Consider the following 14,980-nt stretch of genomic DNA (forward strand, 5'->3'; position numbering starts at 1 on the left):
GCCGTCCCGCTGCGGGCCGACCCCGCGAGGCTGGACCGCGGCCCGCACGGCGGCTGGCTGGTGGCCACCGGCGCGGACGGGGTGACCGTACGCACCGCCGTCGGTCTCACCCTCAGCGGCCCGCTGCACACCGTCACCCTGCGCGCCCTGGACATGGCCGGGCAGCCCGGCCCGGCGCCGGTCGTCACGCTCTTCGGCGAGCACCCCGAGTCCGATGTGCTCGGCTGGCTCGGTGGGGGCGACTGGCAGGTGCGGGTGGAGGAGGGCCCCTACCTGCTGCAGGGGCTCATCGAGCACGGCGCTCCGCTGGACGAGCAGCTCACCCTGGTCACCGACCCGGAGCTGACCGTCGACCGGGATCTGACCGTGGTGCTCGACCCGCGCAAGGGCACCCCGGTGCGGATCGAGACCCCGAAACCCACCGAGCAGCGGGACACGCTCAGCTTCTACGAGCACCGGGTCTTCGGCAACGGGCGGCAGGTCGACCACGGGGTGATGGCGTTCAGCACGGTGCAGCAGCTGAACGTGACCCCGACCCGGGCGGTGCGCCAGGGCGAGTTCGAGTTCGCCTCGCGGTGGCAGCTGGTCGCGCCCATGGTCGACGCCGCGATCAGCGGGGTGTCCGGTCCGCTGGACATCAACCTGCTGGGTCAGTCGCCGGCGCCGACCGGCCGGCGCAAGCTGCCGCTGGTCTGGGCGGGCACCGGCACCGCCGGCGAGCTGGCCGGGGCGCGCGGCGCCGCGGCGGTGCTCGTCGCCAGCGACGACCGGTCCGAGGAGGAGCAGGTGGCGGCGGCCGCGGCGGCCGGCGCGGCGGCGGTCCTCATCGTCCGCCCGGCGGACCGCAGCGCGTGGACGGTGTGGCGCCCGACCGGGGACCGGCTGCCGATCCCGGCGATGGTGGTGGCGTACGACGACGGGCAGCGGGTGATCGGGGCGGCGAAGAGCGGCCGCGCCACCCTGGACCTGACGCTGACCGTGGACAGCCCGTACCTGTACGACGTGTGGCAGGTGTCGAAGGGACGGGTCCCGGACCGGGTCCTGCACCGGGTGACCGCGGACAACACCGCCGAGGTGACCGCCCGCTACGCCGACACCGGCGGGTTCGACTGGGCCAGTGAGCAGCGCTTCGGGTGGCGGCCCTGGCAGGAGTACTCCTGGAACGACGACCAGCGGATGGTGCGTACCGGCACCGTGCGGCAGGAGTTCGTCAGCGCCGGGGACTCCTGGTGGCAGCAGCGTGTGCTGCACCAGCTGTCCTGGTCCGACTGGGGTCCGCTGCTCGGCGGGTTGACCGAGCAGCCCCGGCGGTACGCGGCCGACGACCGGGTCACCGAGACCTGGCACGCCCCGGTGGTCCGGCCGGCCGTGCCGGCGGGCGGGGCCGCGGTGCCCACCCGCACCGGCGACACGCTGAACCTGCGGGTGGCCGAGTTCGTCGATGCCGACGGCCACTACGGCGTGGCCCGGGTCAGCGAGGAACAGGACACGGTGCAGGTTCGGCTCAGCCGGGACGGGCAGCAGATCGCGGATCTCTCCGGCGGCTGGGCGCCGGTGCCGACGGTGCCCGGTTCGGCCCGCTACCGGCTGGACGTGAGCACCCGGCGCTCGTCGGACGAGTGGCGCTGGGCCACCCGTACCGACACGGCCTGGGAGTTCACCTCGGCCCGCCCGGCGGGGGACGCGGCCCAGCCGCTGCCGCTGCCGGTAGTGGCCGAGCGTGCGGGCGTGCTCGACCGAGAGGTGGGCGGCCTGCTCGGAGAATTCGCCGGTGGGGTAGCCGCGCTCGGCGATCAGCCGGCTCACCAGCTCGTCGGCCTCGCCCACCGTTTCGGCCGGGGAGTCGACGAAGCGGACCTGGAGTTCCTCCCAGGCCGCGGCGTACTTCGCCCGGGACTCCGGGCTGAGCGGGGTCAGTTCCAGCTCGGCGTGGCGGCGCTCCCGCTCGCGCAACTCCCGCTCGGCGGCGCCCCGGCTGTCCTGTTCGGCGACGGCCCGGTCGTACTCGGGGCCGAACCGCTGCTTGAGGGCCCGCCGACGGCCGGCCATGACGACGATCGCGGCCAGCGCCGCGAGGACGAGAACGACGATGACTAAGACGACTACCTGCGTGGGCGACATGGCTCCTCCTTCGCCGCCTGGTATTCCCTCCGTGCGGTGATCGCCAATCCCGATCCGGGGGACTTTCCGTCCGGGTTTCCGGCGGGGAAACCTCCGAACGGCCCGCGGCGGGCGCGTCGCAACCTGATTCGTTCCAGACAACGGATTCGGTCGACGCCGGACGCTCTGAGCCGCTACGGCGGACGGGACGCCCGCCGGTTCGCCGGGCGTCCCCGTCGAACGGCGTCCACACGGGAACATCCCGGACAGTAGTCCCCGGCGAGACGGCCGGTAGTGCATCCGTCGCTGATTACGTATCCTGCCCAAGGCGCCCGAGCCGGGGCGCGGCGTCCGTGGCCGGTCAGCTTCCGGCCCGGTGTCGGCGCCACCCCTGCGAAACCCTTCCGGGCGAGGTCTGATGAACACCCGTGACTGGCCGATCCGCGCCAAGCTGACCGCGCTGGTCATCGGTCCGGTGACCGCGCTGCTGGCGCTCTGGATCTTCGCCACCACGCTGGCGTTCGGGCCGGCCCTCGACCTGCTGGCCGCGCGCACCTATCTCTACGACCTCGGCCGTCCTGGTGAGACGGTGGTGGCGGAGCTGCAACGGGAGCGCCGGCTCTCGGTGGTGCAGCTGGGCGGGCACGACGTCCTGCCGGCGCTGGCCGAGCAGCGTACCCGCACCGACCGGGCGGTCGCCGAGCTGCGGCGCCGGGTCGACGGGGACGACCTGCGGGACGCCGCCGACGACCTGCTCGACGCCCGGCTCGACCAGTTGGTCTCGGCGCTCGACGCGCTGCCCGCGGGCCGGGGCTTCATCGACGCCCGCAAGGTGGACCGCGCCGGGGCGATCGGCCTCTACAGTGGGATGATCAACTCGGCCTTCCAGGCGTTCTCCGCGATGGCCGCGATGCCCGACGTGGAGCTCAACCGCGAGGCGCTGGCCCTCACCGCGCTGGGCCGGTCCCGGGAGCTGCTCGGCCAGGCCGACGCCCTGCTGGCCGGCGCGATCACCGCTGGTCGGTACGCCGAGGGCGAGCACGAGCAACTGGTCCGCACCATCGAGAACCAGCGGTTCCTGGCCGAGACCGCGGTCGCCGACCTGCCCGCTGCGGAGCGGGCGGCGTACCAGCGGCTCACCGAGGGGGCCGACTTCGTCCGGCTGCGTGCCCTCCAGGACGCCCTGATCCGCAGCCCCGGCCTGCCGGCCGGGCTCGACGTACGGGGCTGGGAGACCAGCCAGGCTGGGGCCTGGCAGGGGTTGCGCGACTTCGAGCTGCGCGGCGCCGACGGGCTGGCCGAACGGTCGGTGCCGATGGCGGTGGGCATCCTCGTCCGGCTCGCCGCCGCCGGGTTGCTCGGCATGGTCGCCATCGTGATCTGCGTGCTGATCGCCCTGCGGGTCGGCCGCTCGCTCGCCCGCCGGCTCACCGGGGTCCGCACCGCCGCGCTGGAGATGGCCGAGCACCGGCTGCCGGACGTGGTCGCCCGGCTGCGGCGCGGCGAGGAGGTGGACGTCACCCGGGAGGCGCCGGAGCTGGATCACGGCGGTGACGAGATCGGCGAGGTCGGGCGGGCCTTCAACGAGGTACGCCGGACCGCGCTGCAGTCGGCCGTCGACGAGGTCACCCTCCGCCGCGGGCTCAACGAGGTCTTCCTCAACATCGCCCGGCGCAGCCAGGGCCTGGTGCACCGGCAGCTCGCCCTGCTGGACCGGCTGGAGCGGCAGACCGAGGATCCGGACGAGCTGGCCGGTCTGTTCCAGGTCGACCATCTGGCCACCCGGCTCCGGCGGCACGCCGAGGACCTGGTCATCCTCGCCGGCGCCGCCCCCGGCCGGGGCTGGCGCAGCCCGGTCGCCGTCGTCGACGTGATCCGGGGCGCGAGCTCCGAGGTGGAGTCGTACGACCGGGTGGACGTGGGCGAGGTGCAGCCGGCCGGGGTGCTCGGCCGGGCCGTCGGCGACGTCATCCACCTGCTCGCCGAGCTGATCGAGAACGCCACGGCCTTCTCCCCGCCGCGCAGCCGGGTGGACGTCACCGGGCGGAGCGTGCCCGGCGGGTACGCCCTCGAGATCACCGACCGCGGGCTCGGCCTGTCGCCGGCGGCCCTGGCCGAGGCCAACCGCAAGCTGTCCCGGTCACCCGAGTTCGACCCGGTGGACAGCGCCCGGCTGGGCCATTTCGTGGTCGCCCGGCTCGCCGCCCGGCACGGCGTCCGGGTCGAGCTGCGGGCGGCCACGCCGGCCGGTACCACCGCCGTGGTGCTCGTCCCGGCCGACCTGGTAACCGAGGAGCCGGCGCTGGTGCCGGCCGGCCCGGGGGCCACCTCCGGCGATCGGCGGCTGGCGAAGGTGACCCGGTTGAGCACGGTGCCCCGGGCGCGTACCGCCCGGCCGGGGCGGGAGCGCCCCGAGTCGGCGGTGGTGCCGCTGCCGTCGGGCCGCACCGCGGCGGTGGAGGACCCCGCCGACGGGGACGGCCTGCCGCGCCGGGTCCGCCGGCGCGGGCCGGGCAACCGCCCGCGGCCGGTGGTCGCGGAGAGCCCGGCGCCCCGCTCCCCGGACGAGGCCCGGCGGGCGATGGCCGCCCTCCAGGCCGGCACCGCGCGGGGCCGCCGGGACGGCGCCCGCGCCACCACCGATCCCGCCGCCCCGGCCCGCGGCCGGGCCGCGGCGCCCTCCTCGCCGGAGCCGGCGCCGGCTCCGGAACCTCCGCCCGCGACTGAGAGGGACGCCTAGTGGTGCACACGACGCGGCAGAACGCCGATCTCGACTGGTTGCTCGACGACCTGGTGGAGCGGGTGCCGGCCGCCCGCCAGGCGGTGGTGCTGTCGGCGGACGGGCTGCTGCTCGGCGCCTCCGCCGAGCTCGGCCGGGACGACGCGGAGCACCTCTGCGCCCTGGCCTCCGGCTTCTCCAGCCTGGCGAAGGGAGCCACCCGCCACGTGAACGGCGGCGCGGTCCGCCAGACCGTGGTGGAGATGGAGTCCGCGTACCTCTTCGTCACGGCCGCCGGGCAGGGCGCCTGCCTGGCGGTGGTGAGCGACGCCGACGCCGACATCGGCCTGGTGGCGTACGAGATGGCGATGCTGGTGATCCGGGTCGGCGAGAACCTGACCGCGCCGGCCCGGACGGCGCCGGGAGCCGGCGATGCGGACTGAGCCGCCGGGCCCGCAGGACGAGTGGCTGGACGGTGCGGCCGGGCCGGTCGTCCGGCCGTACACCCTCACCGGAGGCCGGGTGCGCCCGCCGGTGGAGGGGTTCGACCTGGTGGCGTTCGTGCTGGCCGGGCCGGCGGCCGACGCGACCGGCCAGCCCGGGTTCCAGCCCGAGCACCGTCGGCTGGTCGAGCTGGCCCGGCGTCCGGTCGCGGTGGCCGACCTCGCCGCCGACCTGGACCTCGCCGTGGGCGTGGTCCGCGTGCTGCTCGGCGACCTCGTCGCCCGTGGGCTGGTCGCGGTGCACCGGCCGCCGACCGCCGCGTATCTGCCCGACGACAACATCCTCAAGGCGGTGGTCAGTGGACTCCGTGCGCTTTGACCGGCAGGTGACCCCGCGCGTCCCGCTGGCCCTCAAGATCCTCATCGCCGGTGGCTTCGGCGCCGGCAAGACGACGCTGGTGAGCGCGTTGAGCGAGGTCCGCCCGTTGCAGACCGAGGAGGTGCTGACCGGTGCCGGGATCGGCACCGACGACGTCTCCGGGGTGGAGGAGAAGTCGACCACCACGGTGGCGATGGACTTCGGCCGGATCACCATCAACGACGACCTCCAGGTCTACCTCTTCGGCACCCCCGGCCAGGACCGGTTCTGGTTCCTCTGGGACGAGTTGGCCTTCGGCGCCCTCGGCGCGGTGGTGCTGGCGGACACCCGCCGGCTGGCGGACTGCTTCCCCTCGATCGACTACTTCGAGCAGCGCGGCATCCCCTTCGTGGTGGGGGTCAACTGCTTCGACGAGGCCCGGCGGTTCGGCCTGGAGGCGGTCCGTGACGCGCTGGACCTGGACCCGGAGGTGCCGCTGGTGCTCTGCGACGCCCGGGACCGGCAGTCCGGGAAGCTCGTGCTGATCTCGCTGGTCGAGCACGTCGCCCGGCAGCGCGGCGAGCCGGTGCCGGTGGGCTGACGGTCGGCCGGTCGGGGGCGGCCCGGCGAAACCGGTCCGGGAAAAGACGGCTAACCGGCCGGCTCCCGGGGAAGCCTCTGGTTGGATCTACCCAGGCGGCGGAAGGTGGGACCGGTGAGCGGGCAGGAAACGATCGTCCACATCGGCGGGTACACGGCGGAGATGGGCGGGCGGGCCGAGGGCATCGCGGCCGCCCGGCGCGACCCGCGTACCGGGGCGCTCACCCCGCTCGGCACGGCGGCGGTCACCCCGTCGCCGTCGTTCCTGGTCCGGCACCCCGCGCTGCCCGTGCTGTACGCGGTCAACGAGGGCGCCGAGGGGCGGGTCAGCGCCTTCGCGACGGACCCGGACGGCGGCCTGACGCTGCTCGGCGTCGGGGAGACCGGCGGGGCCGAGCCGTGCCACCTGGCGGTGGTCCCGGACGGGCGGCACCTGGTCGTGGCGAACTACGGCGGCGGGAGCGTGGCGGTCTTCCCGCTGGACGGCGCCGGCGTCCCGGGCAAGCGCAGCGACCTGGTCCGCCACGAGGGGCACGGCGCCGACCCGCAGCGGCAGGAGAAGGCGCACTGCCACATGGTCTCGCCCGATCCCGACGGCGGCCCGCTGCTCGCCGTCGACCTGGGTACGGACTCGGTCTACCGGTATGACCTGGACGACGCCTCCGGCCGGCTCGTGCCCCGGGCGCCCCGGCTGCGCACCCCGGCCGGCACCGGCCCCCGGCATCTCGCCCGGCACCCCGACGGGCGGCGGTGCTGGCTGGTCGGCGAGCTGGACGGGACGGTCACCGGCTACGAGCTGACCCCGGACGGCGCGCTGCACCAGCGGGTCCGGGTGGACGCGAGCGAGCGGACGGGGCACGTGCAGCCCTCCGAGGTCGCCGTCGGACCGGACGGGCGGTTCCTCTACGTGGCCAATCGCGGAGTGGGCACGGTGGCCGTCTTCGCGGTGGCGGGCGAGCGGCCGGAGCTGGTGGCGGAGGTCGACACCGGCGGCGAGTGGCCCCGGCACTTCGCCCTCACACCCGGGCACCTGTACGTGGCCGACGAACGGGCCGACATGATCAGAATCTTCCGGCTGGATCCCGGGACCGGGGTGCCCGAGCCGGTGGGGGAGCCGGTGCCGGTGGCGAGCCCGACGTGCGTCCGGCCGTAACGGATCAAGGCCGCCCGGCGCTGTCCCTTGTGGAGGGCGACCACGTCCGATGACTGACCAATCACTCAGCGTGATTTTTGGGTGGTCAACTGTTTCTCCTGCGTAACTTTCGTCCGAACGGACGTGGCAGTACCCCCACGAGATACGCAAGATGGTCACCGTGTCTGGCCGCCATCGCATGCGTTCAAGCCTCCGTGGGGCAGGTGCCGCCGCGGCGGCCACCGCGCTCGTCCTCGTCGTAGCCGGCTCCTGGTTCGGCTACCAGCAGCTGGCGGGTCCGTCCTGCTCGGGGAAGATCCAGCTCTCCCTCGCCGCGGCCCCGGAGATCGCCCCGGCCGTCAAGGGCGCGGCCGACCAGTGGGTCGCCGACGGGGCGGCGGTCGGCGGGACCTGCATCGCGGTGAACGTCGTCTCCTCGGAGTCGGTCGACGTGGCCGCTGCGGTGGCGAGCAAGCACGGCGCCACCCTCGCGGGGGTCGGGCAGGCCAGTGGCACGGCGGTGACGCCGGACGTCTGGGTGCCGGACTCGTCCAGCTGGCTGCTGCGCCTCAAGTCCGGCGGGGCCACCGCCTTCGCCCCGGCCAACGGGGCGTCGATCGCGCGCAGTCCGGTGGTGGTCGCGGTTCCCGAGCCGCTGGCGACCCGGTTCGGCTGGCCGGACAAGAAGCTCAGCTGGACCGACCTGCTGCGGCAGGTGACCAGCGACAAGCCGCTGCGGGCGGGGATCGTGGAGCCGACCCAGGACGCCGCGGCCCTGTCGGGACTGCTCTCGTTGACCACCGCGGCCAGTTCCACCGGTAACTCGGGCTCCCCGCAGGCGCAGGAGGCGACGATCGGGGCCATGCGTGCCCTGGCGACCAACCGCTCCTCGCTGCGGCAGGACCTCCTGGCGCGCTTCCCGCGCTCGTCCGACCCGACGGCCATCGCCAACGGGCTGGGCGCGGCGGCGCTGTCCGAGGAGGACGTGATCGCCTACAACAACACCAAGCCGCCGGTCCCGCTGGCCGCGCTCTACCTCGACCCGGCGCCGATGCCGCTGGACTACCCGTTCGCGGTGCTGCCCGGCATCGAGCCGGCGAAGGCCTCGGCCGCCAAGGTGCTGTTCGAGGTGCTGACCACCCCGGGCTTCAAGAACCGGCTGGCCGCGCAGGCGCTGCGCGCCCCGGACGGCAACTGGGGGCAGGGGTTCAAGGCGCCGCAGGGGGCCCCGAGCCCGGCGGGCAACACCCCCGCCGCTCCCGCCGGTGAAGGCGCGGCCGGCGGGCTGGATCCGATCCAGATCCAGAAGGCCACCAGCATCTGGGCGGTCGCCACCCAGTCCGGGCGGATGCTCAGCGTCATCGACGTCTCGGGCTCGATGAAGGCGAAGGTGGCCACGGCCAACGGCGCCACCCGGGAGCAGGTCACCGTGGCGGCCGCCCTTCAGGGCCTGTCGCTCTTCGACGACTCCTGGTCGATCGGGCTGTGGACCTTCTCCACCAACCTCCAGGGCTCCCAGGACTACCGGGAGATCGTGCCGATCCGGCCGCTCTCCACCAACCGGCGGTCGTTGCAGCAGGGCCTGGCCTCGGTCCGGCCGTCGAGCGGCAACACCGGCCTCTTCGACACGCTGCTGGCCGCGTACAAGACGGTCCAGGAGGACTGGGAGCCGGGCAAGGTCAACTCGATCGTGCTCTTCACCGACGGCAAGAACGAGGACGACAACGGCATCAGCCAGAAGCAGTTGATCGACCAGCTCAAGAAGCTCCGCGACCCGGAGCAGCCGGTGCAGGTGATCATCATCGGCATCGGGAACGACGTCAGCAAGGCGGAACTCGACCCGATCACCGCGGTCACCGGCGGACGGACCTTCGTCACCATCGACCCGACCAAGATCGGTGAGATCTTCCTCCAGGCGATCGCCCTACGACCGCCGGCGCCTCGCTGAGTCGACGGTCAGCGTACGAGTTCCGCCGTGCCGGGAATCCCGGTACGGCGGAACGCATTGCGAACGCCGAAGAGTGACGGCAACACGTCCGAAGCAATCGGCGTCCACAATTACCGAGGCAAGATGTCCCGGTGCTCCGAAGCGCCGGCTCGCCAGCGGGCCGCGCAACGGGGCCGTCCTGTGCGACGTGGGGAGGGCCGATGACGTCCGCGACGCTGTTGACCCCCGCCCGGGCGGCGGCGGGTCCCGGGGATCGTCGGATCGGCCCGGCGACCCGGGCCGCCGAGCGGGCGTACGTCCGCGTGCTCGTGGTGCTGGACACCGCCGTGCTGGCGGTGGCGATCCTCGTCGGGTACGTCGGCCGCTTCGGCGAACGGCAGGCGAGCGGCTCCGAGATCCCGTACGTCGTGGTCGCGCCCGGCCTGCTGCTGGTCTGGCTGGTCTCGCTGCGGGCGATGCGCTGCTACGACGACCGGGTGCTCGGCTACGGCGCCGACGAGTACCGGCGGGTCAGCGCGGCGAGCCTGCGGCTGGCCGGCGGAATCGCCATCGTCGGGTACATCGCCGACGTCGGCGTCTCCCGGGGCTTCCTGGCCATCTCCTTCGCGGTGGGCACCATCGGGCTGGAGGTGGCCCGCTTCGCCGCCCGCAAGCGGCTGCACCGGGCCCGCTACCGGGGCGCCGGCTGGTCCCGCAAGGTGCTGGTGGTCGGCGACACGGCGCACGTGCTGGAGTTGGTGCACACCCTGCACCGCGAGCCCTACGCCGGCTACCAGGTGGTCGGCGCCTGCATCCCGGACGCGCTGCTCGCGCCGGTGCCGCAGCGGCTGGGCGACGTCCCGGTGGTCGGCTCGTTCCGGGGCATCCCCGAGGCGGCCACCGCCATCGGCGCGGACACGGTGGCGGTCACCGCCTCCGGTGAGCTCACCGCGACCCGGCTGCGGCGACTGGGCTGGCAGCTGGAGGGCACCGGGGTCGACCTCGTCGTCGCCCCGGCGCTGACCGACGTCGCGGGGCCACGGATCCACACCCGCCCGGTCGCCGGGCTCCCGCTGATCCACGTCGAGGCACCCGAGTTCCGGGGCGGCCGGAAGCTGGTCAAGGGACTGGTCGACCGGTCGGCGTCGCTGCTGGCGCTGCTCCTGCTGCTGCCGCTGCTGGTGGCGATCGCGCTGGCCGTCAAGCTGGACAGCCGGGGACCGGTGCTGTTCCGCCAGGTCCGGGTCGGCCAGGGCGGGCGGGAGTTCGGCGTCCTCAAGTTCCGCACCATGGTGGTCAACGCCGACGCCCTGCTGGCCGACCTGGCCGCGCGCAACGAGAGCGACGGCCTGATGTTCAAGATCCGCGACGATCCCCGGGTCACCCGGGTCGGCCGGCTGCTGCGCAAGTGGTCCCTGGACGAGCTGCCCCAGCTGGCGAACGTGCTGCTCGGGCAGATGAGCCTGGTCGGCCCGCGTCCGCCGCTGCCCACCGAGGTGGCCCGGTACGACGGCGACGTCGCCCGCCGCCTCCTGGTCAAGCCGGGCATGACCGGGCTCTGGCAGGTCAGCGGGCGGTCCGACCTCAGCTGGGAGGACGGCATCCGGCTCGACCTCTACTACGTGGAGAACTGGTCCCTCGCCGCCGACCTCACCATCCTCTGGAAGACGTTCGGCGCGGTGCTCCGCGGCCGCGGCGCGTACTGAGCCGGCCCGCCGGGGCGGGTCAGGGCTGCGGGCCCAGCCAGTCCAGGCAGACCACCACGGCGTCGTCGATCAGGTCCCCGGCGACGAACGCGCGCAGGTCGCCGATCAGCGAGCGGACCGCGTCCAACGGCTCCCTCGGCCCGGTACGCCGCAGGAAGCGGTCCAGCGCGGTCTCGCCGTAGCGGATCCGCTCCGAGGTCGCGTCGACGACCCCGTCGCTGACCACGAACAGCCGGTCCCCGCGCCGCAGCTCGAACCGCTGCTCCCGGTAGTCGGTGCCCTCGAACATGCCCAGCGGGAACTGCTTCTCCAGGACCTGCTCGCTGACCTCCCCGTCGCGCAGCCGCAGCAGGCGGGGGGAGCCGGCGTCGACCACGGTCATCGTGCCGGACGCCAGATCCAGCTCCACCAGCAGCGCGGAGAGGTGCTGCTCGCCGCGGTGCAGCGCGTAGACCGCCTGGTCCGCCAGGGCGGCCTGGTCGGCCAGGCTCAGCTCGGCGCGGCGGGCGTTGCGCAGCGCGTGGGTGGCCAGCGAGGTGAGCATGGACGCGGCCACCCCCTCGCCGGAGCCGTTGATCACCGACAGCCAGAGCCGGCGACCGTTGTCGGACCAGTCGAAGCTGTCGCCGCGCACGGCGTACGCCGGCTCCAGCTGCCCGGCCAGGCTGAACGAGGGGCGGATCCGGCTGCGCCCGGGCAGCAGCTCCCACTGCATCTCGGCGGCCAGCGTCAGCCGGCGGGTACGCCGGGCGGTGAGGTAGATGTCGGTGCTGGCCATCACCGCGGACAGCTCGTGGCCGAGCACCGTGGAGATGCTGTCCAGCTCCCGGAGGGCGTCCGGGCCGGCCGGCATCGGCGAGACCCGGAGCACCCCCCGGCGCTCCCCGCGCATGCCGACGGGGAACCAGCCGGTGCCGTCCGCGATGATCGGCTCCTGATGGTCGAAGCAGCGCCAGGCGGGATGGCCCGGGCCGGCGATCGGCTCGCCCTCGCCGAGCGGCAGCAGCACCGACAGCCGGTAGTCGACCTGGTAGAGCTCGGTGCGGGTGATCCCGTAGCACTCCGCCAGCTCGGCGCCGAGCCGGTCGAGCAACTGATCCGCCGGCGCCTCGGTGAGGGTCCGGCGCGCCCGATCCTCCGGTCCGCTCATCTTTGCTCCTTTGCACAGGTCGTCGGCCCGGTGCGCCGGGTAGTCTCGGGCGCACCATGGCCGAAGAAGCCGGTCCGTTCGGACCCCAAGCGAGTATGGCCGCCGCGTTGGACGACGCGGCGGGCACCCTGCTGGCTGTCTGGGAGGCGGCCCGGGAGCGGACCGCGAGCCGGCTCTCGGGCCCTCAGTTACGTGCGGTCATGGTCGTCGAACAGTACGACGGGATCAACCTACGCCGGCTCGCCACCCTGACCGACATGCTGCTCTCCTCGGCCAGCCGGCTCTGCGACCGGCTGGTGGCCGCGGGGATGCTGGAGCGGGAACCGGGCCGGTACGACCGGCGGGAGATCTCCCTGCACCTCACCCCGGCGGCGACCCGGTTCCTGGCCGAGCTGCGGGCCGACCGGCGCTACCGGCTGGAGCGGATCCTCGCCGGGATGAGCCCGGAGGGGCGCGCGGCGCTGCTGCGCGGGATGCGCGAGTTCGACGAGGTGGCGCGCCGGAGCGAGGCCGCCGCGGAGGACCGGGTCGCGCCCCGACCGGCCGGCGAGCGGCTCGCCGGCCTGGCGGAGACGACCGGGTCGACCAGGTTCCGGCTCAGCGTGAGCACGTCCTCCGCGATGATCACCTCGGTCTCGGCGGGCAGCGCCGCCGCGATGAGCGCGACCACGGCGGCGACCGGCCGCTCGCCGTCGGTGGCGGCGTCCAGCGTCTCCCCCCAGAGCAGCGCCCGGGCCAGCGGATCGTCCAGCGCGGGCAGCACCAGCGGCACCGCGTCCGCCGAGGCCGGGTCGAGCCGGATCTTGGCGAAGGTGAGGTCGCCGGCGTTGGGCAGCAGCAGGCCGGTGGCCGGCTGGCCGACCAGCTCGGTCAGCTCGGTGCGGCCGTGGTCGGTGTCCGGGTCGAGGTCCACCTCGAAGCGGCGGGTCGGCGCGTCCGGGGCGTACCGGGCCACGCCGATGCGGTGCGGGCGCAGCACCGGGTACGCCTCCGGCGCGGTCTGCACCACGGCCGCCTCGGTCCACCGGCCGTCGGCGTCGACCGCGGTGACCATCCGCAGGGTGTTGACCTGGGGGCGGCGCAGCCAGCGCTTGGCCCAGTCGGTGAGGTCGCGGCCGCTCGCCGCGCCGAGGCTGTCGAGCAGGTCGGCGAGGGTGGCGTTGCCGAACCGGTGCTTGGCGAAGTGCGCGTTCAGGCCGGCGAGGAAGGCGTCGTCGCCCAGCCAGGCGACGAGCTGGCGCAGCACGCTGGCGCCCTTGGCGTACGAGATGCCGTCGAAGTTGAGCAGCCCCTGGGCGGCGTCGGCGACCTCCTCCGGGGCGACCGGGTGGGTGGAGGGGCGCTGGTCGGCCGCGTATCCCCACGCCTTGCGGCGCATCGCGAAGGTGGTCCACGCCTGGTCGAAGCGGGTGGCCTCGGCGGTGACCCGGGTGCCCAGGTACTCCGCGAAGGACTCGTTGAGCCAGAGGTCGTCCCACCAGCGCATGGTGACCAGGTCGCCGAACCACATGTGCGCCATCTCGTGGGCGATCGTGGTGGCCCGCAGCTCCCGCTGGGTGTCGGTGACGGCCGAGCGGAAGACGTAGTCGTCCCGGATGGTGACCAGGCCCGGGTTCTCCATGGCGCCGGCGTTGAACTCCGGCACGAACGCCTGGTCGTACTTGCCGAACGGGTAGCGCTCGGCGAAGAGCTCGTGGAAGCGGTCGAAGCACTGTCGGGTGACGGTGAAGATCTCCTCGGCGTCGGCGTCGAGGTGCGCGGCCAGCGAGCGCCGGCAGTAGAGGCCGAGCGGGATGCCGTCGTGCTCGGCCTGCCGGACGTGCCACGGGCCGGCGATCAGCGTGAAGAAGTAGGTGGCCAGCGGCTCGGTGCGGGCGAACTCCCAGCGGCCCGGGGCGGGCCGGGCGGCGACGGCCGCGTTGGCCGCGACGGTCCACTCCGGCGGAGCGGTGACCGAGAGGGTCACCGGCGCCTTCAGGTCCGGCTGGTCGAACGCGGCGAAGATCCGCTGCACGTCGTCGAGGAAGGACATGGCGTAGAGGTAGGTCTCGCCGTCGGCCGGGTCGACGAAGCGGTGCATCCCCTCGCCGGTGTTCGAGTAGGCCATCTCGGCCTCGACGGTGAGCGTGTTGGTCGCGGCCAGCCCGGTCAGCGGCAGCCGGTTGTCGGTGAGCGTCCCCGGGTCGAGGTCGCTGTCGTTGAGGCGTACCCGGAGGAGTCTCGCGGGTCGGACCTCGGCGAAGGTCTCGGCACCGGGGGTCGCCCGGAACCGGATGGTGACGGCGGAGCGGAACCGCTCGCCGTCGCCGGTCAGGTCGAGGTCCACCTGGTAGGACTCGACGGTAAGCAACGCGCCACGCGCGGTCGCCTCTACACGGCTCAGGCTCGGCATCCGCTTATCCTGCCCGATGGGGAGCCGGAGGGGCTCCCCGGTGACGGGTGGCGATGGAGGAACAGCGATGGGTCAGCACCCCAAGGGCGACTTCGACCTCTCCCGGGCGGTCTGGCAGCGGGCCGAGGGGGACACCTCCGAGAGCGCGGTCGAGGTGGCCTTCGTCGACGACCTGATCGGGATGCGCAACTCGGCCGAGCCGGACGGGCCGGTGCTGGTCTTCACCCAGGCCGAGTGGGACGCGTTCGTGGCCGGCGCCCAGGACGGCGAGTTCGACCTGGACTAAGCGGCGGCGGTCAGTCACCGTCGCCCCAGCCGAGTCCGCCCAGGCCTGGGGCGCGGTGGAAGCCGGGGTGCCCGGCGACGTCCGCGCAGCGTTCGCCGTCGGGCCCGGCGGCTCCGCAGAACAGCCGCTCCGCGCGGTGCCAGGCGTCCGCCGGGGAGAGCGTCGCC

At 74.1% G+C, this 14,980-nt stretch carries 9 protein-coding genes and 3 pseudogenes; 10 read left to right on the forward strand and 2 right to left on the reverse strand.

What is annotated here, in order from left to right; all coding sequences use genetic code 11:
• From ACWEVO_RS11705 to ACWEVO_RS11740, 8 genes and pseudogenes are all read left to right on the forward strand, one after another.
• Positions 1–2,097 (forward strand): annotated as a pseudogene (locus tag ACWEVO_RS11705) (peptidase S8); the annotation flags it as partial.
• A 421-nt stretch (positions 2,098–2,518) separates the two neighbouring features.
• Entirely contained in the window at positions 2,519–4,840 is a 2,322-nt protein-coding gene (locus ACWEVO_RS11710) for a nitrate- and nitrite sensing domain-containing protein (RefSeq protein WP_452307499.1), read from the forward strand.
• Complete coding sequence (locus tag ACWEVO_RS11715; RefSeq protein WP_452307500.1) at positions 4,840–5,262, forward strand: roadblock/LC7 domain-containing protein; 423 nt, start codon at positions 4,840–4,842, stop codon at positions 5,260–5,262. The genes ACWEVO_RS11710 and ACWEVO_RS11715 overlap by 1 nt, the downstream gene beginning before the upstream one ends.
• Positions 5,252–5,641 carry a DUF742 domain-containing protein gene (locus ACWEVO_RS11720; RefSeq protein WP_452307501.1) on the forward strand — a complete coding sequence of 130 codons (390 nt, stop codon included), beginning with the start codon at positions 5,252–5,254 and terminating at the stop codon, positions 5,639–5,641. The genes ACWEVO_RS11715 and ACWEVO_RS11720 overlap by 11 nt, the downstream gene beginning before the upstream one ends.
• Positions 5,622–6,221, forward strand: a complete 600-nt coding sequence (locus tag ACWEVO_RS11725) for a GTP-binding protein (protein ID WP_452307502.1) — start codon at positions 5,622–5,624, stop codon at positions 6,219–6,221. The genes ACWEVO_RS11720 and ACWEVO_RS11725 overlap by 20 nt, the downstream gene beginning before the upstream one ends.
• Before the next feature lie 114 nt (positions 6,222–6,335).
• Complete coding sequence (locus ACWEVO_RS11730) at positions 6,336–7,373, forward strand: lactonase family protein (RefSeq protein ID WP_452307503.1); 1,038 nt, start codon at positions 6,336–6,338, stop codon at positions 7,371–7,373.
• Positions 7,374–7,551: 178 nt separating this feature from the next.
• Positions 7,552–9,300 carry a VWA domain-containing protein gene (locus ACWEVO_RS11735; RefSeq protein WP_452307504.1) on the forward strand — a complete coding sequence of 583 codons (1,749 nt, stop codon included), beginning with the start codon at positions 7,552–7,554 and terminating at the stop codon, positions 9,298–9,300.
• A 200-nt stretch (positions 9,301–9,500) separates the two neighbouring features.
• On the forward strand, positions 9,501–10,985 hold the full coding sequence (locus ACWEVO_RS11740; protein WP_452307505.1) for a sugar transferase: 1,485 nt from the start codon (positions 9,501–9,503) through the stop codon (positions 10,983–10,985).
• Positions 10,986–11,004: 19 nt separating this feature from the next.
• Here the strand turns inward: ACWEVO_RS11740 and ACWEVO_RS11745 are convergent, their stop codons facing one another.
• Positions 11,005–12,135 (reverse strand): PP2C family protein-serine/threonine phosphatase, encoded by a 1,131-nt coding sequence (locus ACWEVO_RS11745; protein ID WP_452307506.1) that lies wholly within the window; start codon positions 12,133–12,135, stop codon positions 11,005–11,007.
• 200 nt (positions 12,136–12,335) lie between these two features.
• Here ACWEVO_RS11745 and ACWEVO_RS11750 point away from each other — a divergent pair.
• Positions 12,336–12,425: pseudogene (locus ACWEVO_RS11750) on the forward strand (MarR family transcriptional regulator); the annotation flags it as partial.
• Between the two features lie 218 nt (positions 12,426–12,643).
• Here the strand turns inward: ACWEVO_RS11750 and pepN are convergent.
• Positions 12,644–14,527, reverse strand: a pseudogene (gene pepN / locus ACWEVO_RS11755) (aminopeptidase N); the annotation flags it as partial.
• Between the two features lie 67 nt (positions 14,528–14,594).
• Between pepN and ACWEVO_RS11760 the strand changes: the two are divergent.
• The gene (locus ACWEVO_RS11760; RefSeq protein ID WP_091442482.1) at positions 14,595–14,813 is read left to right on the forward strand and encodes a DUF397 domain-containing protein; all 219 of its coding nucleotides are present in this window, start codon (positions 14,595–14,597) and stop codon (positions 14,811–14,813) included.
• Positions 14,814–14,980: the final 167 nt, after the last annotated feature.

The sequence above is a fragment of the Micromonospora sp. NPDC003776 genome, from assembly GCF_053605645.1.